The organism is Micromonospora maris AB-18-032, assembly GCF_000204155.1.
Taxonomy (GTDB): Bacteria; Actinomycetota; Actinomycetes; order Mycobacteriales; family Micromonosporaceae; genus Micromonospora; species Micromonospora gifhornensis.
In genome coordinates, this window is record NC_015434.1 from 382924 (window position 1) to 407826 (window position 24903).

Here is a 24903-nt window from a genome sequence, read left to right on the forward strand (position 1 = left end):
GGTCACAGTGGCACGCTTTACACCCTACCCAGGGTGTACGGTGACGCCGTTCGGCGTGAGCATGGATCGTCCGTAGCGGATTGCCGCCCGCGAAACCCGAAACACGGACGGCGCGTTACGTTGGACATCCGGACCGCCGGGTATCGGGGGGTCGAGCGTGCCCCGAACCGGACAGGCGCGGCCATCGAGTGGGAATGAGGTCGAAACCGAAGTGCCGAGCAACGCTGGAACCACCCGTCTGGTCATCGTCGAGTCGCCGGCGAAGGCCAAGACGATCTCGGGCTACCTCGGCCCGGGGTACGTCGTGGAGGCCAGCTTCGGGCACGTCCGCGACCTGCCGCGCAACGCCGCCGATGTGCCCGCCAAGTACAAGGGCGAGCCGTGGGCCCGGCTCGGCGTCGACGTGGACAACGGCTTCCACGCCCTCTACGTCGTCTCCGCCGACCGCAAGCAGCAGATCAGCAAGCTGACCAAGCTGGCCAAGGAGGTCGACGAGATCTTCCTGGCCACGGATGAGGACCGCGAGGGCGAGGCGATCGCCTGGCACCTGGTGGAGACCCTCAAGCCCAAGGTGCCGGTCCGGCGGATGGTCTTCCACGAGATCACCAAGCCGGCCATCCAGGCGGCGGTGGCCAACCCGCGCGAGATCGACCGCAGCCTGGTCGACGCCCAGGAGGCGCGACGCATCCTCGACCGGCTCTACGGCTACGAGGTCTCCCCGGTGCTGTGGAAGAAGGTCATGCCGAAGCTGTCGGCGGGCCGGGTGCAGTCCGTGGCGACCCGGATCGTGGTCGAGCGTGAGCGGCAGCGGATGGCCTTCCGCACCGCCGAGTACTGGGACATCCTGGCCACCCTGGCGGTCGCGAACGCGGGCGAGGGCCCGCGCACCTTCAACGCCACCCTGGTGGCGCTCAACGGCGACCGGATCGCCACCGGCAAGGACTTCGAGCCGACCACCGGCAAGGTGCGCGCCGGGGCAGGCGTCGTCCACCTCGACTCCAGCGGTGCGCGAGGGCTGGCCGCCCGTCTCGAAGGGCGACCGTTCACCGTCACCCGGGTCGAGGAGAAGCCCTACCGGCGCCGCCCGTACGCGCCGTTCATCACCTCCACGCTCCAGCAGGAGGCGGCCCGCAAGCTGCGGTTCTCGTCGCAGCAGACGATGCGCACCGCGCAGCGGCTCTACGAGAACGGCTACATCACCTACATGCGTACCGACTCGGTGAACCTGTCGGAGACCGCCATCGCGGCGGCCCGCCGGCAGATCGTCGAGCTGTACGGCGAGCGCAGCGTGCCGCCGGAGCCGCGCCGCTACACCGGCAAGGTGAAGAACGCGCAGGAGGCGCACGAGGCGATCCGCCCGGCCGGGGACAACTTCCGCACCCCGGGCGACGTGGCCAAGGAGCTCTCCGCCGAGGAGTACAAGCTCTACGAGCTGATCTGGCGGCGCACCATCGCCTCGCAGATGACCGACGCGGTCGGCTCCAGCGTGTCGGTGCGGATCCGGGCGACCACCACCGCCGGTGAGGAGGCCGACTTCGGCGCCACCGGCAAGACCATCACCGACCCGGGCTTCCTGCGGGCGTACGTCGAGTCCAGCGACGACGAGAACGCCGAGGCCGAGGACGCCGAGCGTCGACTGCCCAACCTGGTCAAGGACCAGCCGCTGACCGCCGACGAGCTGGCCGCCCAGGGCCACCACACCCAGCCGCCCGCCCGCTACACGGAGGCGTCGCTGGTCAAGGCCCTGGAGGAGCTGGGCATCGGGCGTCCGTCCACGTACGCCTCGATCATGCAGACCATCCAGGACCGCGGGTACGTCTTCAAGCGCGGCCAGGCGATGATCCCGTCGTTCCTGGCGTTCGCGGTGATCGGGCTGATGGAGCGGCACTACCCGCGCCTGATCGACTACGACTTCACGGCCAGCATGGAGAACGAGCTGGACGAGATCGCCGGTGGTGATCACGCGGCTGTCGACTTCCTCACCGCGTTCTACTTCGGCACCACGAACGGTGCCGGCGACCAGGACATCGCCCGCTCCGGTGGGCTGAAGAAGCTGGTCACCGAGAACCTCAGCGACATCGACGCGCGCAGCGTCAACTCGATCCCGCTGTTCACCGACGACGAAGGTCGTGAGGTGGTGGTGCGGGTCGGCCGGTTCGGGCCGTACCTGCAGCGGGCGCTGCCCGGCGAGCAGCCCGCCCCGAAGGCGGAGGGCGAGGAGGGCGGCACCCCGGGCGACCGGGCGCCGATCCCCGAGGGCCTCGCGCCGGACGAGCTGACCCCGGAGAAGGTGCACGAGCTGTTCCTCGGCGGTGGGGGCGAGCGCAAGCTCGGCGACGACCCGGCGACCGGCGAGCCGATCCTGCTCAAGTCCGGCCGCTTCGGCCCGTACGTGGCCAGCGGGGACCGCAAGTCGTCCCTGCTGCGCTCGCAGTCACCGGATTCGCTCACCCTCGACGAGGCGCTCAAGCTGCTCAGCCTGCCGCGCCTGATCGGCGTGGCACCGGACGGCGCCGAGGTGTTCGCCAACAACGGCCGCTACGGCCCGTACGTCAAGCGGGGCGACGAGTTCCGTTCGCTGGACTCGGAAGACAAGATGTTCACCGTCACCCTCGACGAGGCGCTGGCCCTGCTGGCCGCCCCGAAGACCCGTCAGCGTCGGGCCGCCGCCCCACCGCTGCGGGAGATGGGTGCCGACCCGCTGACCGAGAAGCCGCTTGTCATCAAGGACGGCCGGTTCGGCCCGTACGTCACCGACGGGGAGACCAACGCCTCCCTGCGGCGCGGCCAGACTCCGGAGGAACTGACCCTGGAGGAAGCCTCCGAGATGCTCGCCGAAAAGCGAGCCAAGGGCCCCGCCCCCAAGAAGACCGCAGCGAAGAAGACCACCGCCAAGAAGACCACCGCGAAGAAAGCCCCGGCCAAGGCCACCAAGGCCACCGCCGCGAAGGCCGCGAAGGCCACCCCCGCCAAGAAGGCCGCCCCCAAGAAGGCCACCTCCGCGCGCTCGGAGTGACCACTGGCGATCTTGGTACGAAAATGCCCCTGGGAGGGCGGTTTCGTACCAAGATCTCCCGTCAAGGGCTCCAGCCGGCGGCGAGCAGGGCGGCGCGGAGTTGGGCGATGACGTCGGCGGGGTGGTGGCGGATGGCCCAGGCGGGGAAGCGGAGCACCCGGTCGCCGCTGCGCCACAGATCGTTCTGTCGGCGCATGTCTGCCCAGGCGGTGGCCGGGTCGAGGTGCTGGCTGCCGTCTATCTCCACATGCACCCGCCACTCCTCGAACAAGGCGTCCAGGTAGCGGCGTCGACCAGTGGCGTCGTGGCGGACAGCCTGTCTGGTGGGCTCGGGCAGCCCGGCGCGCCGGACCAGGCGCAGGAAGTCGAGTTCGGGCAGGGAGTGCGCACCGCCCACCGCATCGGTGGCGGTCTGCGCGATCAGGGCGCGGCGGCGGGCGCGGGGGAGACGATCCAGCACCTGGCGTACGTCGTCACCACCGACGAGGCGCTGCTGGAATCCGGCAGCGATGATCGCCCGAGCTTCCTGATCACTCGGTGCCCACTGCGCCGCGTCCACCAACGACCGGGCCGGCATCGTCCGGCGGGGCTGCCCCACGTCGAGGATGTCCGCGGCCGGCAGCAGGGTGGTGCGGTGTACGCGGACACCGGGCGGCATGCTCCGGGTCTGGTGGTTCGCCGGCAGCAGGATGTGCACGAATTTGTCGTCGTACCTGCGCAGGCCCCACGCACGTGCCGCGCTCAGGCCGCCGAGCACCGCCGCCGGTCCGGCGCAGAGAACGCCGATCCACGGCAGTTGCGCCGGCACGATCGGCCCGTTGTGAGTGACATAGACAGCCCGGTGCACCTGCCGCCAGCGGCCGACGTCGACCCGGTGCCGAATCGCCTTCGGCGACAGGTACCGCCGAGCCTGGTCGAGGCTGAGCACCTGCTCCTGATGAAACAACAACCAGGTCAGCTCACCCGCCTCATCCCCCGGCAACCCACTCCCCGCCCACCTGTCTCCCGCCCACCTGTCTCCCGCCCACCTGCTTGCTGCCGCCCCGCCCTCTGCCGCCCCGGGTCCACGCCTCGCCCATCCGGCCCCACTCCCACCCCGCTGCTCACCCTGTCCCCACACACCCCCACCCTGCCCACCCACCCTCCCGTCGCGCTGCCCCTGTGGACAGCCACGAGATCTTGGTACGAAAGTGCCCCTCCAAGGGCGGTTTCGTACCAAGATTCAGATCGGCTCAGCCGAGGAGTGCGGTGAGGTGGGGGGTGGTGAAGGTGCGGTGGGGGTCCAGGTGGGTGCGGATGCGGTGGAAGTCGTGCCAGCGGGGGTAGGCGTCGGCCAGGGAGGCAGCGTCGCGCCAGTGCAGTTTGCCCCAGTGGGGGCGGCCGCCCAGCTCGGTCGCCACCTGCTCGAAGGCGCGGAAGTACGGCTCGTAGGGCATGCCGACGTACTGGTGCAGGGCGACGTACGCCGATTCGCGCCCGTACGAGTGGGACAGCCAGATCTGGTCGGCGGCGGTGAAGCGGACCTCGACCGGGAAGAGCACCCGGAACGGCAGGCGGTCGATGATCCGGCGCAGGGCGTCCAGCGCCTCGGGCAGGGCGTCGCGCGGTAGCGCGTACTCCATCTCCACGAAGCGGACCCGGCGCGGGGTGCAGAAGACGGTGTCGGAGCGGCCGGTGTAGACGCGTTCGCTGAGCGCGCGGGCGGAGACGGCGCTGATCGTCGGGACCAGGGCCGGCATCGCCCGGCCGAGCCGGCAGGCGCCGGCGAAAACGGTGTTGGCCAGGAAGTCGTCGTCGAGCCAGCCGCGCCAGCGCGGCAGCGGGCGATCGTCGTCGGGCACCCGGTCGTTGACCTTCAGCTGGGCCTGGCTGCTGTACGGGAACCAGAAGAACTCGACGTGATCGTGGGTGCCGATCAGGTCGGGCAGGTCGGCCAGTACGGCGTCCAGGGCGGCCGGGCGTTCGTGGGCCCGCAGCACGAAGGCGTCCACGCAGCGCAGCGTCACCTCGACCAGTACGCCGAGCGCGCCGAGCGAGATCCGGGCCGCGTCGAACACGTCGGGGTGCTCGTCGGCGGAGCAGTGCAGCACCTCGCCGGTGCCGGTGACCAGGGTCAGCGCGGCGACGAAGGTGGCCAGTCCGCCGTACGCCGCGCCGGTGCCGTGGGTGCCGGTGGAGATCGCCCCGGCCACCGTCTGCGCGTCGATGTCGCCGAGGTTGGGCAGCGCCAACCCGTGACTCGCCAGTAGCGCGTTGAGCTGCCGCAGGGTCATCCCGGCCGGTACGGTGACAAGGCGCCGATCGACGTCCACCTGTACGTCGATGGCGAGTCCGGCCAGGTCCATCCGGCTACCGTCGCCGACCGCGACGGGGGTGAAGGAGTGGCCGCTGCCGACCGGGCGGATCCGGGCACCGGTCTCGGCGGCGGAGCGGACCTGCTCGACGACTTCGGTGACGCTGGTGGGGCGCAGAACCGTCGCCGTGCTGTGCTGATTGCCGGCCCAGTTCGACCAGGCGGTGGCGTCGCTGGCGCTGCTTCCCGGCATCGGCGCTCCTTCAGAGGGATATGAACCGAGTTCATATCAGGAACGTTGTTCCTGGTAAACACCGCAATCGAGATTCGCTCGTTGTACCGGTAGTCACGAACCGGTGACTTGTAGATATGTTCATCCGTCGAGAGGGGGTGGCGAGTGTCCACTTCAGCCGCCACGACTGGGCCGCTGCGCCGGGTTCCGGTGCAGGGTCGTAGTGTCGCGCGGGTCCAGCGGATGCTGGACGCTTGCGCCGAACTCGTCGACGAGGTGGGGTACGAAGGGCTGACCACCACCCTGCTCGCCGAGCGGGCAGAGGTGGCGATCGGGTCGGTCTATCAGTTCTTTCCGGACAAGCGGGCGATCGTGCAGGCGTTGACGCTGCGCACGATGGAGGCGTACCTCCAGCGGCTCGACGAGCGCTTCGCCTCGGACGACCTGACCCACTGGTGGGACGGGGTCGACGCGGGCATCGACGAGTACATCACCATGCACCGCACCGTTCCCGGATTCCGTACCCTGCACTTCGGCGACGTGGTCGACCTGCATCTGCTCGATGAGCAGCGCGACAACAACGGGGTGATCGCCGACCAGTTGGCGCGCGTGCTCACCGAGCGCTTCGGCCTCGCCGACGTGCCCGACCTGCAATTCCATCTGGAAATCGCGGTGGAGGTGGCCGACGCGCTGATCAAGCTCGCGTTCCGGCGTACGTCCGACGGCGACGAGCGGGTGCTGGTCGAGGCGAAGGCGCTCATCCGCGACTACCTGCACCGCCAGGTGGACGCTCGGGGCGATGCCGGGCACCGGCCGGTCGTGCAGCCCGCGAAGCCGGCCGACGATCAGATCATCGATTCCGCGGAACCCGCGGCCCAGCCCGCCTGACACCCGCCCTCCCGCCCGGCGCGGCCCTGCGGTCACCCCGCTCCGCCCGCCGAACCCGTCAGGTGCGTACCCCAGCGGCTGGCGGCGGGTTTCACAGGAAGGCGTGGCCCTCGCCCCGGTAGGTCGGCACGGTGGCCACCACCTCGTCGCCGTCCACCAGGTGCAGTTCGTTGACGTGTTCGCACAGCTCGCCCGACTTCGCGTGGCGGAACCAGACCCGGTCGCCGATGCGCAGCGTGGCGGCCGTGCGACCGGCCAGCGGGGTCTGCACCTCGCCGGCCCCCTCGGTGCCGACCAGCTTGAGTCCGGCGGGCAGCCACGGTCGGGGCAGCCGGCTGCGGCTGGCCGATCCGGAGGCGATCCAGCCGCCGCCGAGCACGGTGGCGAGCCCGGGTGCCGGCCGGCGGACCACCGCACAGGCGAAGAAGGCCGCCGGGGTGGGACGCCAGTCGCGATAGGCGTCGAACAGCGTCGGCCCGTACAGTCCTGATCCCGCGGTGACCTCGGTGACCGCGGGATCGGCGCTGGTCGTAGCCACGCTGCCGGTGCCGCCGCCGTTGACGAATTCCAGGTCGGCGTGGTCGCGCACGGCGGCCACCGCCGCAGCGCGGCGCGCCAGCAGTTCGCGGTACGACCCGCGCTGGGCCAGCCGGATCACCGCGCCGAGCGCCGTCTGCCCGGGCGGCGCGTCACCGACCCCGGCGATCTGTGCCTCGTACGACATCAGGCCGACCAGCCGGAAGCCGGGCCGGGCGGTGATCGCGGCGGCCAACCGGCCGGCGGCCTGGGCGCTGTGCACCGGTGAGCGGCGGACGCCGACGTGCACCCGTCCGCCCAACAGCCGCCACGAGGCGTCCAGGTCGAGACAGATCCGCAGCTCAGCCCGGCTCCCCGGCGACCGCACGGTGTCGTGGAAGTCCAGCTGATCGGGGTCGTCGACCATCAGGGTGATGGCGGCGGCCAGAGCCGGATCGGCGCCGAGCTCGGCAATCGCGCCCCGGTCGACGGTGGGGTACGCCACCAGCACGTCGTCCGTGACGCCGGTGCGCACCAGCCAGATCGCCTCGGGCAGCGTGAACGCCATCACCCCGTGCCAACCGGGGCGGGCCAGCGCACGGGCGATCAACTCGCGGCAGCGCAGCGACTTGCTGGCGACCCGCAGGGGCTTGCCGCCGGCCCGGTCGACGAGCGCGGCGGAGTTCGCATCGAAGGCGGTCAGGTCGACCACGGCGTACGGGGGATCGAGGTGCCGGGTCGCCCGGTCCAGCCGGTGGCGCAGATTCTCGCTGTCGGTGGCCACGTGTGCACGCTAACTGTGAAACGGTGAATGCGAAACACCCTCGCGTCCTGCCTGCGCGCCATGAGTTGGCCACAGCGGCCTAGGCTCGGCGGGCAAGGCGAGGCGTGACGGGGACAGATCCCCGCAGGTCTAGAGTGTTCCACCGGGGGTGCCCAGCGATGGGCCGGCACGTGGAGGTACGGCCATCGAAAGCCAATTCAACGGCGAGTCGTCCGGCGTGTCGCCGTCCACGAACCAACCCACCGGCCAGGCCGGCCGATCCGGCGGCACGACCGGCCAGGCCGACCTGACCGGTTACCCCGCCATCCGCTCGGTACTGCGCATCCGCCCCTTCCGCCGGCTCTGGATCGTGCTCAGCGCGGCCTCCTTCGGAGACTGGCTCGGCCTGCTCGCCACAAGCATCTTCGCCGCCGCCCAGGTGGAGGGCAGCACCGCCAAGGGCGCCGCCTTCGGTGGCGTGATCGCCATCCGGCTGCTGCCCGCACTGCTGCTCGGGCCGATCGCCGGCGTGTTCGCCGACCGGTTCGACAGACGCTGGACCATGGTCATCTGCGACCTGCTGCGGTTCGTGCTGTTCGCCTCCATCCCGCTGTACGCGCTGACCGGTGCCAGCGGTGCCCGGGTGGTCAGCTGGGCGGCCATCGCCACCTTCCTGATCGAGACGGTCACGCTGCTCTGGATCCCGGCCAAGGAAGCGGCGGTACCGAACCTCATCCCGCGCGCCCGGCTGGAAACCGCCAACCAGCTCACCCTGATCACCACGTACGGCCTGACGCCGATCTTCGCCGCGATCGTGCTCGCCTCGCTGGACGGCATCGTCCGGGGTGCCACCGGCGGCGAGATGCCGTCCTGGGCCGAGCCGGCCCAACTCGCGCTCTGGTTCAACGCGCTCTCCCGGCTCGCCACCGCCCTGGTCGTCGCCTTCGGCATCAAGGAGATCAGCCAGGGGCAGCGCCAGCGGCAGGAACAGTCCGAGCAGAGCATGCTGCGCCAGTTCAACGAGGGCTGGCGGTACATCGGGAAGACGCCACTGGTCCGTGGCCTGGTGCTGGGCATCTTCGGTGCCTTCGCCGGCGGCGGCATCGTGATCGGTACGTCCCGGTTCTTCGCCAACTCGCTCGGTGCCGGTGACGCCGCCTTCTCCCTGCTCTTCGGGGCGATCTTCTTCGGCCTGGCGATCGGCATCGGGCTCGGCCCGATGATCGTGCGGGACATGTCCCGGCGTCGCTGGTTCGGCATGAGCATCGTGCTGGCCAGCGCTTCGGTGATGACCCTGGCCTTCGCCATCCACCTGTCCATGGCGCTGGTCGGCGCGGTCCTGGTCGGCGCCGGCGCCGGGATGGCCTTCCTCTCCGGCACCACCCTGCTCGGCGGCGAGGTCGCCGACGAGGTACGCGGCCGGGTCTTCGCGGTGGTGCAGATCGGCACCCGACTGGTGCTGATCCTGGCGATCGCGCTGGGCAGCCTGCTCGCCGGTGTCGGTGGCTCCCGGAAGCTGGAGATCGCCGACCTGGGGATCTCGATCTCCGCCACCCGCCTGCTGCTGCTCGTCGCCGGCGCGGCCGGGATCTTCGCCGGGATCAGCGCGTTCGGCCAGATGGACGACAAGAAGGGCGTCCCGGTCCTGGCCGACCTCTGGGGTTCGATCCGGGGCCGTCCGCTGATGCCGGCGGAGCCGTTCGTCTCGGCGGGGCTCTTCGTGGTCTTCGAGGGCGGCGAAGGCGCCGGCAAGTCGACCCAGCTGGCCCAGCTCGCCGAGCGGCTGCGCGCCGAAGGGCGGGACGTGGTGGTCACCCGGGAGCCGGGCGCAACGGGCGTCGGCACCCGCATCCGGTCCCTGGTGCTGGACAACAACACCGACGACGAGGCGCCCTCACCACGCGCCGAGGCCCTGCTCTACGCCGCCGACCGGGCGCATCACGTGGCCACCGTGGTCCGGCCCGCCCTGTCCCGGGGGGCCGTCGTGATCAGTGACCGGTACGTCGACTCGTCCCTGGCCTACCAGGGCGCCGGGCGCACCCTGCCGGTCGACGAGCTTTCCTGGCTCTCCTCCTGGGCCACCGGCGGGCTCAAGCCCGACCTGGTGGTGCTGCTGGACATCGACCCGCGTGCGGGGCTGTCCCGGGTGGCCGAGCGCAGCCGAGCCGCCGACCGGCTGGAAGCCGAGTCGCTGGCCTTCCACGAGCGGGTCCGGTACGCCTTCCTCGACCTCGCCGCCGCCGACCCGAAGCGCTACCTGGTTCTCGACGCCGGCCACCCGGTCGAGCAGATCGCCGAGCGGGTCGCCGACCGGGTGACGGAACTGCTCGCCCCCGGCGGTGCCGACCACCCGGGGCCGGCGAGTGGCCCGGACACCTCGGTGCAGCCTGAGTTATCCCCAACGGAGCTGGTGACGACGGAGCGGACTTGATGCCGGACGCCTTTGCCGACCTGGTCGGGCAGGACGAGGCGGTGGACACGTTACGCCGGGCCGCAGCCGCCGCAGCCGCCGTGCTGCGTACGCCCCAGGAAGCGGTGAGCGGAGCCGACCCGGGTGCCGGGATGACGCACGCCTGGATCTTCACCGGGCCACCCGGCTCGGGACGGTCGGTGGCGGCGCGGGCCTTCGCCGCCGCGTTGCAGTGTGAGCACGGCACCGGGTGCGGGCAGTGCCCCGGTTGTCACACCACCCTGGCCGGCACCCACGCCGACGTACGGCTGGTGGTTCCCGACGGGCTCTCCATCGGGGTCAACGAGATGCGGGCGCTGGTGCTGCGGGCGGCCAGCACACCGTCCGGCGGCCGGTGGCAGGTCGTGATCATCGAGGATGCCGACCGGTTGACCGAGGCGGCCGGCAACGCACTGCTCAAGGCGGTCGAGGAGCCGCCACCCCGAACGGTCTTCCTGCTCTGCACGCCCTCCACCCACCCGGACGACATCTCGGTGACGATCCGGTCGCGGTGTCGGGTCGTACCCCTGGTGCAGCCGGCGGCGGACGCGGTGGCCGAGGTGCTGGTCCGGCGGGACGGGATCGCACCCGACGTGGCCCGGTGGGCGGCGGCGGCCACGCAGGGTCACGTCGGACGGGCCCGGCGGCTGGCCGGCGACCCCCAGGCCCGGGCCCGGCGGGAGGCGGTGCTCGCCGTACCGCGCCGGCTGACAAGCGTGGGTGCCGCCTTCGACGCGGCCTCCGCGCTGATCGAGGCGGCCGAGGCCGAAGCCGAGGCGGCGGTCGTGGAGATCGACGCGGCGGAACGCGCGGCGCTGGAGACGGCGCTCGGCGCGGGCGGTACCGGTCGAGGCGCGGCAAGCGCCGCCCGGGGTTCCGCCGGCCAACTCAAGGACCTGGAGCGGCGGCAGAAGTCCCGAGCCACCCGGGCCCAGCGGGACGCGCTGGACCGAGCGCTTGTCGACCTGGCCGCCTTCTACCGGGACGCGCTGACCATGGCGATGGGTGCACCGGTGCCGCCGGTGCACACCGACACCGCCGAACTGGCTGACGCCGGCGCGCGCAGCTGGCAGGCGGAAGGGGCGCTGCGGCGACTGGAAGCCGTACTGGCCTGCCGCACCGCCATCGAGGCGAACGTCAAGCCCAGGATCGCCGTCGAAGCCATGATGCTCGCCCTCTGGAAGGGCTGACCGCGGCAGGTCTTGTCGGCCGGACCGTTATCCACAGGCATCGACACGCGCAATTCACGTGCGGTACGGTCCGGTGTGCCGTGGTGACGGCGGCGGCACGCAGAGTGAGGGCAGCCGGGGAGGAGTCCGCTGATGCCGCGGGGCGAGATCGACGAGGCATGGATCGAGGAGGCGGTCCGGCGTTACCGCCGGATCGAGTCGCTCCAGGCCGAGTTCGACCAGGCCGTGGCGACGGTCGAGGTCACCGTCCGGTCGCCGGACGGCCTGGTGGAGGTGGTCGTCACCGCCAGCGGCCGGATCACCGACGTACGCTTCCTCGGCCCGCTGCACAACCGCGCGCCGCGTGACGTGGCCGGCTCGGTGCGGGCTGCGGTCACCGCCGCAGCAGACGCCGCCCAGTGGGCCCGGGAGAAGCTGCACAACGAGACCTTCACCGCCTACCGGCCACTGACGGGGGCCTGAGATGGATCTGCGTACCCTGGCCAGCCGGCTCGACGACGCGAGCGCCACCCTCACCGCGCTCTCCCGTTCGGTCACCGCCAGTGATCCCGCCCAGGGGGCCTTCGGGGCTGACGCGCCGGGCCGGCCAGGCGAGATCGGCCGGGCACTGCTGCGGCAGTGGACGACGGCCACGGGCGACCGGGCTCGGGAGGCGTACGCCGCCGCCGGTCACCTGGCGGCCACCGCGGACGCCCTACGCCGAGCTGCGGACCAGTACGCCGACACCGACGTCGCGGTGAGCCGCCGGCTGGCCGGAGAGCCCTGATGGACGCCCTCGACCGGCTCGCCGAACCGGGCCTCGACCTGCTGCGCCGGGTCGACACCCTGCTCGCCGCGGGCGCACCCGAGGGGCACCGGGTCTGGCCGCTGCTGCGGCGGATGCAGGTGCTGCCGGGCGAGGCGCTGCGGCACTTCCTCGACCTGCGTTCCGGGCCGCTGGCCGCTGCCGGGCAGGCGGTGCGCCGGCACGTCCACGGGTACGACCGGGCGTGCGCCGCGCTGACCGACCCGCAGCTCTGGTCCGGGCCGGCCGCGGCGGCGTACGGCGAGACCCGGGCGGTGCTGCTGCGCCACCTCGACGAAGGGCCCGAAAGTCTGGTGGGAAGGCTGGAGGCGACCGCTGGTTACGCCGAGGCGCTCGCCGACTGGGTGGAGGGCAGCCGGTTGGCCGTCGCCCGGGCCCTCGCCGAGGTGATCGGCTCGGCCGAGGCGGTGACTGTCGTCACGGCCACCTCGGTCACCCGGGTGGTGAGCCACTCCGGGCCGTCGTCGCCGGGTGCCGTCGCCGCCGCCGAGATCGCCGCCCGCCTGCTGGCGGTGCTCTGCGTGGCGTACGACGGGGCGGAGACCCTGGTCCGCCAGTGGGGGCCGAGCATGGCCGAGTCGGTGCTGCGCCCGCCGGCCGCCCAGGCCCGACCCGGCTTCCACGACGGCCCCCGCACGATCCGTGCCAGTTGGTAGGCGGGGCTCGCACACACCGGGGTCGGCCAGCCATGGATGGTCGTACCGGGTGGTCGATCGCGACGCCGAACCGGCACGGTCCCGCCGAAGCGTCGTAGGGTGATGACATGGGGATGCTCTGTGCGGTCAGCTTCCAGCGCTACGGGCGCCTCTACTACCTCGATCCGGGCGAGTTGCGCCCCCAGGTGGGCGACAAGGTGTTGGTGCCCACCGACGACGGACCCGAGGTGGCGGAGTGCGTGTGGGCGGCGCAGTGGGTCACCGAGGACACCGACGGGTTCCCCAAGCTCGCCGGCCTGGCGCAGGATGAGGACCTGCGCCGCGACGAGGACCTGCGCCGCCGCAAGGCCGCCGCGAAGGTCGCGGCGAAGCGGCTGATCCGCGAGCACGGCCTGCCGATGAAGGTGGTGGCGGTCGACCACGTGCTCAGCCGGGGCGACGACGGCGGTGAGCGGAGCACCATCTACTTCACCGCCCCGCACCGGGTCGACTTCCGCTCACTCGTCCGCGACCTCGGCGCGACCCTGCACTGTCGGGTGGAGTTGCGGCAACTCTCCGCGCGGGACTCGGCACGGGTGCAGGGCGGCATCGGCTCCTGCGGGCGCGATCTGTGCTGCGCCACCTTCCTGAACGACTTCGAGCCGGTGACCATCCGGATGGCCAAGGAGCAGGATCTGCCCCTCAATCCGCTGCGCATCTCCGGTGCCTGCGGTCGACTGATGTGCTGCCTCAAGTACGAGCACCCGCTGTACGCCTCAAGCGGCACGTACCCCGCGAGCGGGCAGCGCGTCGAGACCCCCTCCGGCCTGGGCAAAGTCGTGTCCCGGCATCCGCCGAGCGAGACCGTCACCGTCCGGCAGCTCAGTGACGGGTCGGTCAACCGCTGCTCGCTGGCCGATGTCTGTCGCCCCCGCATCGCATACGACGAAAGGCCCCCCTCCGCAGAGCCGGGGGGTCTGTCGCCGCAAGGGGAGTGACCGGACCGCTGCGATCTTGGGCTTGTCCGGGCTTCCTACCCTGCCCGCATGGCATACCAGCCGGCCATGGTGCCGCCGAAGAAGTCCAAGCGGGTTCTGTTCATCGTGTTGGGTGTGGTGCTCGCACTCTGTTGCTCAGGTGGGGCGGTCGGCGCCTTCCTGATCTACCGGGTGGCGATGGACGCCACCGGACCGGTCCGCTCCACAGTGAACACATTCGCGGGCGCGCTTGTGGAACGCGACTATCCGACCGCCTATCAGCAACTCTGCACCCGGGTCCGGGATCGGGTCAGCGAGGCGGACTTCACGCGGCAGCAGGAAACCCAGCCGGACCTGACCGGACACAAGATCGTCGGGTTGAACCTCTCCAACCAGAACGGTCATGTCAGCGGCAGTGCGACCGTCCGCTACACCGCGAGCGAGGGCGGCACCACCAACCGGGTCTACCCGCTGATCAAGGAGGAGGGCAACTGGCGGGTCTGCGAGTGAGTCGCCGGCCGGCAGGCCCCGGGTGAGCTGTCGGGCCGGCCCGTTGTCGCCCGGGTGCAGTGGTCAGGTGAGGGAGACGGGCGGTTCGGCCAGCCGGGGAGTCAGGGGCGTGGTGGGGGTCAGCCAGGAGGCTTCCGGCGTGTGATCGGGGTTGACCTGCCAGCGGCGGGCCACCCGGTCGACGACGACGGGATAGATCGTGAGGGTGCCGTCCGGGTCGATGCGCATCCGGACGAAGCCCTTGGCGTCCTCGATGCCCTGGCCGGCGAACAGTTCGTTGACGTTCACCCCGAACGCGCTGGCGATCAGCAGGTACCCGGCCACCAGTTGACTGGCCACCAGACCGATAACCGGCAGGTAGAGCACCGCTGCGGCAGCTGCCGGCAGCGGCCAGGACCAGTTGTGGAAGGGCAGGGCCAACCAGACCCAGGTGCCGGCCGCGCCCAGCCCGACGTGGGCCAGACCGTGTATGACGCCGAGTACCCAATGTCGCACGTTGCGTTGTCCGGTGGTGCTGGGTGGCTTGGCGAACAGGGCCGCCGCGAGCACGGTCACCAGCACCATCAACACCAGCGGAACGCTGAACAGACGCTGCTCGGACGCCTCGATCCGGAAGTCGGCCACTCCGGCGATGGAGAGCATCAACAGGGTGTGCAGGACGCCGAGCAGGGTGGCGAATCCCGGGTTGCGGCGAGGCAGCCGACCGAAGATCCCCCAGCCGTACCGGCGGGAGCGGGCCGCGTCGGGGTAACGGGCGGCCAGCGCGTACGACCGGGAAGGGCTGGACCGTCGGGCCAGGGTGTCGCGCGGCGGCACCTCGATCTGCTCGGGCAACTTGTGCGTGGGGTAGAGGTACGCGCCCCCGCTGCCGCAGGTGATCAGCTGCCGGTCGTCCGGGCCGGTGTACCGGGCGTAATGGTGCAGGTCGCCGGAGATCAACACCCGGACCCGGGCCCCGGTGGGCGCAATGATGGTCCGGATGAAGTAGTCGATCGAGTCGTACGCCGAAGGGCTGTCGACGGCCTTGACCCAGGCGGGTGCCGGCACCGCCAGGATCACCTTGCTCTGCGGCCCCAGCTTCCTGGCCACCGTGTCGAAGTAGGTCAACTGCGGATCGTCGACGTACGAGCCGGACTGGTCGTCGAGGCCGAGCAGCCACCAGTCGGCGGGCAGCTCGGCGGCGAAGTACGAGCGGGACTGCCCGGTACGCCAACCGCCGAAGTGCCGGTCCCGAGTACGCACGAACAGCCGCAGGAACGCGGTCAGTCCGTCGTACCAGTCATGGTTGCCGGGGACCGCGAAGACACTGGGCTGCTCCGGCGGGGTGGTCGGCAACGCGGCCTGGTACGGCCCCTTGCACCGGTCCTCGTACGCCTCGTAGGCGGCCGACGGGTACACCTGGTCGCCGCCCATCACCAGGGTCTGCGCCCGCGGCAGCCGATGCCCGTCCACCGTCAGCTCCGGCTGGGCGAGCAGGTAGGCCACCGAGTACGTGGCATTGAACCCGTCACCCAGGTCGGCGACATAATCCAGCCAGAGCCCGCCGTCCGGGCCGACCTGCTTGGCGATCTCCGAGTCGAGGGCCTTCTGCAACTCCCGTTTGTCCAGGTACGCCCCGAACAACATCGCCAGCAGCGTACGCAGACCGGTGCTGATCAGCAGCAGCGGCGCGAGCCACGGCACCGGCTTGCGCGGCGTGAACCCCAGCTCCAGCGGATCGGTGCTACGCGGTCGCCGCGCCGCCCGCCCACCGGCCGCCTCCTCGGCGTACGGACCCAGCGGCGCGGCGCGCCCGGTGGCGGCGGCCGGGTCGGCCGGAGGTTGCGGGATACCGCCCGGCGGGCTGTCGACCGGTTCGTCGCGGGGGATGTGATCGTCGGCCATCCATCGCAGCGTAGCGGGCGATGATTCGCACCTGCCGAGCCGCAAGGGCCGCGCTGTCCAGGTCTACCGACTCCCGGGGAATCCCGCGACGCCGCGTGTCAGCGAGTGCCGTACACTAGGCCATCGTTGCCGCCTTAGCTCAGTCGGCTAGAGCGACGCACTCGTAATGCGTAGGTCGACGGTTCGATTCCGTCAGGCGGCTCGGCACGGAAGCCCAGGTCAACGACCTGGGCTTCGCCGTTTACGATGTGCGTTTCCCCAGGCCGGTCACGCCGCTGTCTGTGGTGCTGGTCCTTCTTCTGAGGCAGCGGAGCGGCACGTCCAGAGGGCAGTCAACGAGCGCGGCGCAGGAGCGTGAGCAGGGATCTGCGACGCCAAGCGGTCAGCCAGTGGGCGCAGAGTCCCACGAGCAGGCATACGACGGAGAGCCCGTAGGCACCCCATGACCCCGTCGGCTCGGTGATGTCCCACCACTCGATCCGGTCGCCGGAGGCCAGATAGATCAGCATCGTCCCAGCGGTCAACGGCAGAACCCAGGCCAGTCGCCATCCGGCCACTCGGCCCGAGAGTAGCGCCAGGCCAAACCAGGTAGGCAGCGAGCGGATCATCGGAAGAAGTTGATCGGCGGGTAACGCTACGGCAGCCAGGCCGACGAACACCATTGCGCCCACACCGGAAATCGTAGCCAGGTAGAGGTTCTCCATCCGGCGCAGCCGGGAGGTGGCGACGACATCCAGGTCTTCCAGACTGCTGTGCAGTCCGAGCACTGGTATGACCGCCGCACACATCGACAGCGGCTTCCACAGTGGCATCAGCGTCTCACCGGTCGGAGTCGATGCCGGAACGTACACAGCGTTGGCGCCGATCCAGGCGGTCGTGAGCCCGAGGACGACGGAGAGCAGGAGAGCGACAAGCCCGTTCCGGGCGGCGGCAAACCGGATTGCCGGCCGGAATCCTTGCAGCTCAGCCACAGTACGCGTGCCGCAGTCGGGTGATTTCGGTCGTTACCCAGGTCTGTTGTTCTCGGGAGGATCGCTCCGTGTAGACCTGGGCGGCCAGCGCCCATGCCGCGTGCAACTGGCCCGAGGCGCCGAAGGTGGTGTAGTCCGGCGAGTCCGTCTCGGTCAGGTGGAGCTCCAGCCACCGCCGTAACGCGTCCGGCGTGTATTCGTTCTTTTCGGCCATGGCATCCCAGTCACACCCGTCGAACGTCGTCGACGTGATCGCCGATGCCAGACCGACCGCTAGTGCGGATGCTCGACCCTCGGAGATGTCAATATCGCCGGTCTGCTGGCGACCATAAGGAGTGTCGACGACCTGGATACCGTACTCGTGCAGCCGCGCCGGAAGAACGAAGCCGTTCGGGAGCCCTTCGGCCCGCGCCACCATGCCCTTGATCATGGGTGCGAACTTCTCATGTTCCGGCCAGAGGCAGACGACGATCCGATCCGGCAGGCAGAGTGCCCGCTGTGGCGGTGCTCGGTCGACGATGCCTTTCTGCCCGAGGATGGCAATGATCACCAGCCCAAGTGCGACACCGGGCAGCAGTTGCACGCGGGGCTTGGACGGCGACACTGCGAACGTTCTCGGTGTGGCCACCACGACTGCCAGGAGCAGGACCACCGCAGCGGCACGCATCAGCATCACGGCCGCATCCGGCGTACGCCACGGGGGCCCGCTGCTGGCGATGAACTCCGCCCGGTCGCTTACATAGGCGAGGAAAAGGAACCAGGTCAACAGCGCGAGCAGGGCGGAGAAGACCGGGCTCAGGTGCCGTCCCGCCAACCATCCCCAGGTGGTGGCGAGGACCATCACCAAGACACCCATCAACATGTAGCCCAGCCAGAGGTGCTGGCCCGGCGCGGAGATGGTGACCAGGCTGATCACGTACGTCACGGCCGCGGTCGATAGGTAGGGAACGAGGAGCAGAACGTGGGTCACCAGGAACCGCACCGCCTCCTGACGGCGGGCGGAGACCCTCATCGGGGCGATCTGTTCCTCCATCCGATGCCGCCGGGAGCTACCTGATATCCAGGCCGCCGCGCCAGCGGCCACCACGCTGAGGAAGAACGCCGGGGTCTGGGCGGCGATGCCCGCCTCCGGCCAGATGCCCGTCCAGTCGCCGGGCACGGAGAGCAGCAGCACGGCACCGCCCAGACACATGAGTGGGGTGGCCCAGCGCAGCGGTGACGTACGGATGTGTAGCCACAGGACATTCACCGCGACGTTTCCTGTTCTGGTAACAGGTGCAGGTAGGCGCGCTCCAGGCTGGTGTGTCCGGGCAGATCGTCCCGACCTGATCGGGAGAGCTCCGCTGTGCTGCCGTCGAATCTGATCTGCCCGTCAGAAATGACCAGGACCCGGTCACAGGTGGAGTCGATATCACTGATGATGTGCGTGCTCAGCACTACGACAGAGTCACTGAGATCCGTCAGGATCTTGCGGAACTGGAGTCTCTGCCGTGGATCGAGCCCAGCGGTTGGTTCGTCCAGCAGAATCACCGCCGGCCGCCCCACGATGGCCCAGGCGATCCCGGCCCGCTGACGCATCCCGCCGGACAGCTTCTTCAGCTTGATCGTCGCCCGGTCCAGCAGGTCAACGGCGGACAACGCGGCCTTTGCCCCAGCATCCCACTGCGCGGCGGGCAGACCGCGCAGCCACGCCGCGTAACGCACGAAGTCGCCCACCCGCATGTGCGGGTCGTACCCGAAGCTCTGGGGCAGATAGCCGACATGGCGTCGCGCTGACCTGGCCGACCGCTCGTCGTTGACCTGGACGCCATTGATGTGGAGGACGCCCGCGTCTGGCGGCATGATTGTCGCCATGGTGCGCAACAGGGTGGTCTTGCCGGCACCATTCGGCCCGAGTAGCCCCGTGACTCCCGGCTTCAACCTGGCCGACACCTCGCGCAAGGCGACGACATTGCCGTAGCGCTGGGAGACCCCCATCAACTCCAGCGTCATCCGATAGCCCTTCAACTAGATGATGCCCGGCTGACGACGAGTGGCGGGACCCGGAAACCGGATCCCGCCATGTCCGTCAGGTCAGGGCCGGAACCAGGTAGTCAGGTTGCGCAGGGAGCCCGTGAAACAGTCCTCGCCGTCCACGCTCTGACCATCGCCCTTTTGGCGGTACCTCGTCAGCGTCTTGTCTCCGGAGTTGTTGCAGTCCGCGTCGGTCCTGAAATTGCCCGTCTTTTTGGCGCCACCGCTTACGCACTCCTGGTTCCAGTCGCGAGTCCAGCCGATGCCGTAGCAGCCCTCAACGGTATTGCCCGTGAAGGAAGCCTGTGCGGATGCGGTGACAGTAAAGACGGATGCTGTGGCCAGCACCGCGACGATACCTGCCTTGGCCGTCAGGACGAGGTCTCGACGTGCTGTTCCCATTTTTCTCCTCCCGTGTTCCATCGATCATCTCGATGGCAGTCGAACGCTAACACCCGAATCCGAAACTGTGTGTCCCATCGACCGCGGGAAGCCGGTCATCGCCAGGACCATGCCGGCAGCCTCAGCGGAGAAACGCTTACCTAACCGCCACCGTCACTGTGCGCCTACCGGCGGCGTTGACCAAGGCGACGGCGCTGCCACGGTCGGTGCATCGTGCCTGCCGTCAGGTTTGTCCCATGATGACCGGGGTATCGCCCCGGATGCGACGATGATCGCCGACGAGCGAAGCAGTGGAGGCCGGAGATGGAGAGTCGACTCAAGGTGTTGGGTCACCCCGTCCATCCGATGCTGGTGATGTTCCCGGCAGCCCTGCTCATCACGGCGGTGCTGTTCGACGTCATCGACACCGCCGGCGGGCCGGACTTCCTCGGCGAGGTGGCGTACTGGAACATCACTGTCGGGCTGATCGGTGGCCTGCTGGCCGCGGCGGCGGGACTGTTCGACCTGCTGGCCATCCCGGCCGGTACGCGGGCGAAGCGGGTGGCGCTCACCCACGCCGCCGCCAACGTGGCGGTGATCCTGCTCTTCGCCGCGGTCTGGGTGGTACGCCTCAACGCCGACTCACGGGCCGCCGGTGGCGCACTTATCGCCATCGAGGTGGTGGCGCTCGGCATTCTCAGTGTCAGTGCCTGGCTCGGCGGGGAACTGGTCGACCGGCTCGGCGTCGGCGTCGACCGTGACGCCCATCTGGACGCGCCGAGTTCCCTGCGTACATCTGGCAGCCAGTGAATGGGAGATCAGCGATGACCGGACCGGGGCGTGGTTGGCGCGCAGGCCAGCAGGGCTGGGACCCGCTGGGCGAGTTGCAGTCCCTGCGTACCGAGCTGAGGCGGTTGGTCGGTGGTCGGCCGGGGCCGCCCGAGGTGGAGTTGGGGGAGACCGCCGACGGCTGGGAGGTGATCGTCCGGCTGCCCGGTGTCGCGCCCGAGGAGGTCGCGGTGGAGTTGGACGACCGCGAACTGTGCGTACGCGCCCGGACCGAGGCCGAGGTCAACGCCGATCACGGGATCTCCGGTGGCTTCGAGACCCGGGGCTTCGACTACCGGGTGCAGTTGCCGGCACGGGTGGACCCGGACGCGATCGACGCGGTGATGGATCACGGCCTGCTCCGGGTGCGGCTGCCGCGACCGAACCGCCCCAGCCCTCGCACCATCCCCGTCGGCCGGGGCGGGCCGTACAGCGGCGCGTCGAGCGGCATCGACCCGGCCGCCGACCGGGAACTGCACCATCCGGACGTCGCCCTCGGCGAAGCCGACCGGTAGCCGATGAGCGACCCGGCCCTGCTCACGTCGGCCGCCGGGCTGGTACCGGACGTGGCCCGGATCGCCGTGCTGCGCGCCAACGCGCTCGGCGACTTCATCTTCGTCCTGCCGGCGCTGGACGCGCTGCGGTCGGCGTACCCGCAGGCGGAGATCGTGTTGCTCGGTGCGCCGTGGCACGCGCAGCTGTGGCGCGACCGCCCCGGCCCGGTGGATCGGGTGCTTGTGGTGCCGCCCGCGCCGGGCATCCGCGCGGCGGGCCCCGGTGAGGCCGAGGCCAGCATGGTCGACTTCCTGGCCGCCGCCCGCACCGAGCGTTTCGACCTGGCCCTGCAACTGCACGGTGGCGGCGCCAACTCCAACCCGCTGGTGGCCGCGCTCGGTGCCCGGGTCAGCGCCGGTCTGCGGGCCGAGGACGCCCCGCCGCTGGACCGCTGGCTGCGCTACGTCTACTACCAGCCCGAGGTGATCCGCTACCTGGAGGCGGTGGCGCTTGTCGGTGCCCCGGCGACCACGATCACCCCGACGTTGACGGTCACCGACGCGGACCGGGCCGAGGCCCGGTCGGTGCTCGGCGCGGCGGAACGGCCCCGGGTGGTGCTGCATCCGGGGGCCACCGACACCCGCCGACGCTGGCCCGCCGAGCGGTTCGCCGAGGTGGCCCGGACGCTGCACGCGGACGGGTACGAGGTGCTGGTCACCGGCACCCCCACCGAGCAGAACGTGGTCGACCAGGTGGTCGCGGCGGCCCGGGTGCCCCTCCGGCCGCAGGTCGGCACGTTGAGCCTCGGTGGATTGGCCGGCTGCTACGCCGACTGCGAGCTGGTGGTCTCCAACGACACCGGCCCGCTGCACCTGGCCGCCGCCGTGGGCACCCCGACGGTCGGCATCTTCTGGGTCGGGAACCTGATCACCACGGCCACCCCACTGCGTGCCCGGCACCGGCCGATCACCTCGTGGACGGTGCACTGCCCGGTCTGCGGGGTGGACTGCACTCCGGGCATCTACCCGCATCGTCCGGGCGACGGCGAGTGCCCGCACCGGGATTCGTTCGTAACCGACGTGCCGGTGGCCGAGGTGTTGGAAGCCGCCCGCGAGTTGCTGTTCCGGTCGTAAGGAAGGGCACCTTCTTAACGTCTGCGGTAGAGCAGGGGCCCCTTGTTAACAACCAAGGTCGTCGGCGAGGACGACCTCCCACGCCTCCACGTCCCGGTCGGTAACGGTGGTCGGTGACTCCAGGTGGTAGGCCCCGCTGGGCAGGACGCCGGCGCCACCGTGGCGCGCCAGCACGGCGAGCTGGGCGGCGACATCCTCGCCCTGGTGGCGCGGCGGCACCCGACGCCAGAAGTCGAAACCGCCGGAGTCGACGAGCTTCGCCCGGTCGTACAGCACACAGCCGCCGATCCAGGAGATCCGGTACGCCCGCCAACTGCCCTCAGGCAGCGCCAGCGCCTCGGTGACGTGCAGCAGGTTCGCCGCTGAGTGGATCTGCGCCCGGTCCCACTCGGGGGTGTCCGGCCCGATGCGCTCCGGCACCGGTCGACCGCTCCACTCCTGGTAGTGCCGGTGGGTCTGCGGCCGTACGTCGTGCAGATAGGACAGTCCGTGCACCGCGTTGCCGACGAACCCGCAGCCCAGCTCCTCGATGGCGGTCACCAGCCGACGCAACGTGCCCGGTTCCATCCAGACGTCGTCGTCGAGGCAGAGCACGTACCGGGCGGCGGAGGCGGCGAGCAGCGAAGCGCGGTGTTCGGCCAGGCCACGGCGGGGCAGCCGGCGGGTCAGCAGCACCGGGTGCCCCCGGTGGCGCAGCGCCCGGACCATGGTGGCCGCCGCCGGGTGGGCGTAGCCGGGCTCGTGGTCGGACTGGTCGCTGACCACCACACCGAACCCCGGCACCCCCTCCTGGGCGGCGAGCCCGGAGAGGGTGACGGCCAGTTCGGCGGGCCGGTCACGGGTCGGAATCAGCACGTCCAGCAGCCGTTCGGCGCGGAAGTCGGCGTGCGTACCGGTGTCGAGCGGTCGGTTCACGGTGCCTTACCGGTCATCGGTGGCGCGGCCGACCCGGTCATCTCGTCCGCCGGGTCGGGCAGCGTCACCCCGAGCGCCCGGTCCGCGTCGAGGACCCGATCAACGTCGGGGTCGGGCCGCGTCGGTGGGCCGCCGGCCACCACCTCCGGCGAGCCTTCCTGGCCGTACGCCCGGATCCGGTCGATGATCGCGGAGGTGGACCGGTCCGGTACGTAGCCGAGGGTGCGTACCTGCCCGCCGAGCCGCTGCACCAGCGGCGCCTCCGGCACCAGTTCGGGCGGGTAGTCGCCACCCTTGACGTAGACGTCCGGCCGGATCGCCTCGATCAGCGCGGTCGGCGAGTCCTCCTCGAAGACCACCACATGGTCCACGCAGGACAGTGCGGCGAGCAGGGCGGTGCGGTCCTCGACCGGGTTGACCGGGCGGTCGGGCCCCTTCAGCCGCCGGACGCTGCCGTCGGAGTTGACCGCCACCACCAGCAGGTCACCGAGCGCCCGCGCCTGCTCCAGATAGCGCACATGGCCCCGGTGCAGCACGTCGAAGCAGCCGTTGGTGAAGACCACCGACCGGCCGGCGCGACGATGCTCGGCGACGAGGGTGTCCAGCCCTTCGGTGCCGATCAGCACCTGCCGGTCGTCTCCGCCCAGGGCCGGTTGCCCGAGCGCGGTCAGCAGATCCTCGCGGCGGCACACGCAGGTGCCGGTGCCGGTGACGGTGCTGGTGGCGGCGAGCTGCGCCAGGTGGGCCGCGGTGGACAGCGGGGCGTCGGCGGCCAGCGCGAGCGTCATGGCCGCCAGGTACGCGTCCCCGGCACCGACCGCGTGACTGGCCGGTACGGGCGTGCTGTGGCTGCGACTGGGTTGCCCGTCCGCGCCGCCGACCACCGCCCCGTCGGTGTCCAGCGTCACCGCGACCACGTCCGCGCCGGTGTGTGCGCGCAGCTCGGCCAGCCGGGACTCGGCCAGTACCGCCCGGTCCACACCGGCCCCCGCGTCGGCGTTCACGGTCACCCCGGTGCCGGTGACGCTGAGCCCGTCATGGGTCATCGCCACCCGGTCCTCGCCCGGCGTCGGCTCCCCGGTCGGCCCGCCGGTACGCTGCCCCGCCCCGCCCGGCGCGGCACCGACGGTCAGCTCGGACGGGCCGTCGCCCGCGTCCACCTCGGGATGTTCCAGTTGCAGTTCACCGCCGCCGCGCCCGGCGCGGGCGAGCAGGCGGGTGGCCTCCGCGAAGCTCGGGGTCACCACGGTCGGGGCGAGGCCGCGCCAGTCGGCGAGGTCGTGCGCGTCGAGGGCGACGGTGGCGTACCGGTCCCGTTGGGCGACCAGCCAGGCGCGTACCCGAGCCGGCAGTGCGCCCAGGCCGTAGTCGCAGATCACCAGGGTCGGCGCCACGCCGTCGGCAGCGGCCTGCAACTCCCGGGTGGCGCAGTCCAGGGCGGTGAGCAGCCGGTCCACCCCGTCCTCGCTGAGCGGGTCGTCGGGGTCGCCGGAGTCCTCCCGCAGCAGGATCTGGTCACCGGCGAGCATCCGGCGCTTGACCGGGGTGTGCCGGCCCGGCTGGCTGACCGTACGGTCCCAGACACCGGCCCGATCCAGGCAGTCGTGCAGTTCGTCGCCGGCCACGTCCGCGCCGACGGGTGCCACCAGCACCGACCGGCCGCCCAGCGCGGCGATGTTGACTGCCGTGTTGGCCGCCCCACCCGCTGCGGAGATCCGGCGGCGCAGGGTGAGGACGGGTGCCGGGGCTTCCCGGCACAGCCGGTCCGAGTCGGCGAACCGCCACTCGTCGAGCATGGCGTCGCCGAGTACCAGGACGGGGCGTCCGAGCCAGCTCTGCACGACCTCGGCGAGCCGGAGCTGTTCCGCTGCTGCTCGTGCCATGCCGGCGGATCCCCCTGCCCGACGGGGTCAAACCTGCCGCGCGGACCAGGAGCGGATGCGGCGTGCGCCACCACAGGCGCGCGTTTCGGTGCCTCCGGGTCGGGAAGGGATGCCTTCGAACCCCCG

General features: G+C 70.9%; 22 protein-coding genes and 1 tRNA gene. 13 read left to right on the plus strand and 10 right to left on the minus strand.

What is annotated here, in order from left to right; genetic code table 11:
• Positions 1-211 precede the first annotated feature (211 nt).
• Entirely contained in the window at positions 212-3016 is a 2805-nt protein-coding gene (topA, locus tag VAB18032_RS01855; protein WP_013731070.1) for a type I DNA topoisomerase, read from the plus strand.
• A gap of 61 nt (positions 3017-3077) precedes the next feature.
• Here topA and VAB18032_RS01860 read toward each other — a convergent pair whose 3' ends face one another.
• A complete protein-coding gene (locus VAB18032_RS01860; RefSeq protein WP_043719404.1) occupies positions 3078-3998 on the minus strand; it encodes a DUF559 domain-containing protein in 921 nt (306 codons plus the stop codon).
• A 250-nt stretch (positions 3999-4248) separates the two neighbouring features.
• The gene (locus VAB18032_RS01865) at positions 4249-5562 is read right to left on the minus strand and encodes a D-arabinono-1,4-lactone oxidase (RefSeq protein WP_013731072.1); all 1314 of its coding nucleotides are present in this window, start codon (positions 5560-5562) and stop codon (positions 4249-4251) included.
• A 222-nt stretch (positions 5563-5784) separates the two neighbouring features.
• Between VAB18032_RS01865 and VAB18032_RS01870 the strand changes: the two genes are divergently transcribed.
• Entirely contained in the window at positions 5785-6429 is a 645-nt protein-coding gene (locus VAB18032_RS01870; protein WP_013731073.1) for a TetR/AcrR family transcriptional regulator, read from the plus strand.
• A 91-nt stretch (positions 6430-6520) separates the two neighbouring features.
• Here the strand turns inward: VAB18032_RS01870 and VAB18032_RS01875 are convergent, their stop codons facing one another.
• On the minus strand, positions 6521-7729 hold the full coding sequence (locus VAB18032_RS01875) for an amino acid deaminase/aldolase (protein ID WP_013731074.1): 1209 nt from the start codon (positions 7727-7729) through the stop codon (positions 6521-6523).
• A gap of 316 nt (positions 7730-8045) precedes the next feature.
• On the opposite strand from VAB18032_RS01875, the gene tmk reads away from it, so the two are divergent.
• The 7 genes from tmk (at position 8046) to VAB18032_RS01910 (ending at position 14274) form a co-directional block, all read left to right on the plus strand.
• Positions 8046-10139: a dTMP kinase gene (tmk, locus tag VAB18032_RS01880; RefSeq protein WP_081476234.1), complete on the plus strand. Its 2094-nt coding sequence runs from the start codon at positions 8046-8048 to the stop codon at positions 10137-10139.
• A complete protein-coding gene (locus VAB18032_RS01885) occupies positions 10139-11347 on the plus strand; it encodes a DNA polymerase III subunit delta' (protein WP_013731076.1) in 1209 nt (402 codons plus the stop codon). Before tmk ends, VAB18032_RS01885 begins: the two co-directional genes overlap by 1 nt.
• Positions 11348-11479: 132 nt before the next feature.
• Positions 11480-11809 carry a YbaB/EbfC family nucleoid-associated protein gene (locus VAB18032_RS01890; RefSeq protein WP_013731077.1) on the plus strand — a complete coding sequence of 110 codons (330 nt, stop codon included), beginning with the start codon at positions 11480-11482 and terminating at the stop codon, positions 11807-11809.
• A 1-nt stretch (position 11810) separates the two neighbouring features.
• Positions 11811-12113: a hypothetical protein gene (locus tag VAB18032_RS01895; protein ID WP_013731078.1), complete on the plus strand. Its 303-nt coding sequence runs from the start codon at positions 11811-11813 to the stop codon at positions 12111-12113.
• Positions 12113-12808, plus strand: coding sequence for a hypothetical protein (locus tag VAB18032_RS01900; protein WP_013731079.1), 696 nt, complete (start codon positions 12113-12115; stop codon positions 12806-12808). Before VAB18032_RS01895 ends, VAB18032_RS01900 begins: the two co-directional genes overlap by 1 nt.
• 107 nt (positions 12809-12915) lie before the next feature.
• On the plus strand, positions 12916-13785 hold the full coding sequence (locus VAB18032_RS01905) for a PSP1 domain-containing protein (RefSeq protein WP_050814520.1): 870 nt from the start codon (positions 12916-12918) through the stop codon (positions 13783-13785).
• Positions 13786-13833: 48 nt separating this feature from the next.
• On the plus strand, positions 13834-14274 hold the full coding sequence (locus VAB18032_RS01910; protein ID WP_043719416.1) for an Rv0361 family membrane protein: 441 nt from the start codon (positions 13834-13836) through the stop codon (positions 14272-14274).
• Positions 14275-14337: 63 nt separating this feature from the next.
• Here VAB18032_RS01910 and VAB18032_RS01915 read toward each other — a convergent pair whose 3' ends face one another.
• Positions 14338-16158, minus strand: a complete 1821-nt coding sequence (locus VAB18032_RS01915; RefSeq protein ID WP_013731082.1) for a metallophosphoesterase family protein — start codon at positions 16156-16158, stop codon at positions 14338-14340.
• A 128-nt stretch (positions 16159-16286) separates the two neighbouring features.
• Between VAB18032_RS01915 and VAB18032_RS01920 the strand changes: the two genes are divergently transcribed.
• Positions 16287-16360: transfer RNA gene (locus VAB18032_RS01920), tRNA-Thr, on the plus strand.
• Between the two features lie 130 nt (positions 16361-16490).
• On the opposite strand, the gene VAB18032_RS01925 is transcribed toward VAB18032_RS01920, so the two are convergent.
• The 4 genes from VAB18032_RS01925 to VAB18032_RS31420 all read right to left on the minus strand — a co-directional run bounded on the left by VAB18032_RS01925 (position 16491) and on the right by VAB18032_RS31420 (position 19544).
• Positions 16491-17129 (minus strand): hypothetical protein, encoded by a 639-nt coding sequence (locus VAB18032_RS01925; RefSeq protein WP_013731083.1) that lies wholly within the window; start codon positions 17127-17129, stop codon positions 16491-16493.
• A complete protein-coding gene (locus VAB18032_RS01930; RefSeq protein ID WP_148272173.1) occupies positions 17122-18288 on the minus strand; it encodes a hypothetical protein in 1167 nt (388 codons plus the stop codon). Before VAB18032_RS01930 ends, VAB18032_RS01925 begins: the two co-directional genes overlap by 8 nt.
• Before the next feature lie 86 nt (positions 18289-18374).
• A complete protein-coding gene (locus VAB18032_RS01935) occupies positions 18375-19121 on the minus strand; it encodes an ATP-binding cassette domain-containing protein (RefSeq protein WP_013731085.1) in 747 nt (248 codons plus the stop codon).
• An 81-nt stretch (positions 19122-19202) separates the two neighbouring features.
• Complete coding sequence (locus tag VAB18032_RS31420) at positions 19203-19544, minus strand: hypothetical protein (RefSeq protein WP_013731086.1); 342 nt, start codon at positions 19542-19544, stop codon at positions 19203-19205.
• Positions 19545-19847: 303 nt separating this feature from the next.
• On the opposite strand from VAB18032_RS31420, the gene VAB18032_RS01940 reads away from it, so the two are divergent.
• From VAB18032_RS01940 to VAB18032_RS01950, 3 genes are read left to right on the plus strand one after another with little or no spacing between them, the layout of a single operon-like run.
• A complete protein-coding gene (locus VAB18032_RS01940) occupies positions 19848-20333 on the plus strand; it encodes a DUF2231 domain-containing protein (protein ID WP_013731087.1) in 486 nt (161 codons plus the stop codon).
• A 14-nt stretch (positions 20334-20347) separates the two neighbouring features.
• Complete coding sequence (locus VAB18032_RS01945) at positions 20348-20866, plus strand: Hsp20/alpha crystallin family protein (protein ID WP_013731088.1); 519 nt, start codon at positions 20348-20350, stop codon at positions 20864-20866.
• 3 nt (positions 20867-20869) lie between these two features.
• Positions 20870-21979, plus strand: a complete 1110-nt coding sequence (locus VAB18032_RS01950) for a glycosyltransferase family 9 protein (protein ID WP_013731089.1) — start codon at positions 20870-20872, stop codon at positions 21977-21979.
• Positions 21980-22024: 45 nt separating this feature from the next.
• Here the strand turns inward: VAB18032_RS01950 and VAB18032_RS01955 are convergent, their stop codons facing one another.
• Both VAB18032_RS01955 and rfaE2 read right to left on the minus strand, forming a co-directional pair.
• On the minus strand, positions 22025-22894 hold the full coding sequence (locus VAB18032_RS01955; RefSeq protein ID WP_013731090.1) for a glycosyltransferase family 2 protein: 870 nt from the start codon (positions 22892-22894) through the stop codon (positions 22025-22027).
• On the minus strand, positions 22891-24777 hold the full coding sequence (gene rfaE2 / locus VAB18032_RS01960; RefSeq protein ID WP_013731091.1) for a D-glycero-beta-D-manno-heptose 1-phosphate adenylyltransferase: 1887 nt from the start codon (positions 24775-24777) through the stop codon (positions 22891-22893). The genes VAB18032_RS01955 and rfaE2 overlap by 4 nt, the downstream gene beginning before the upstream one ends.
• Between the last annotated feature and the right edge of the window lie 126 nt (positions 24778-24903).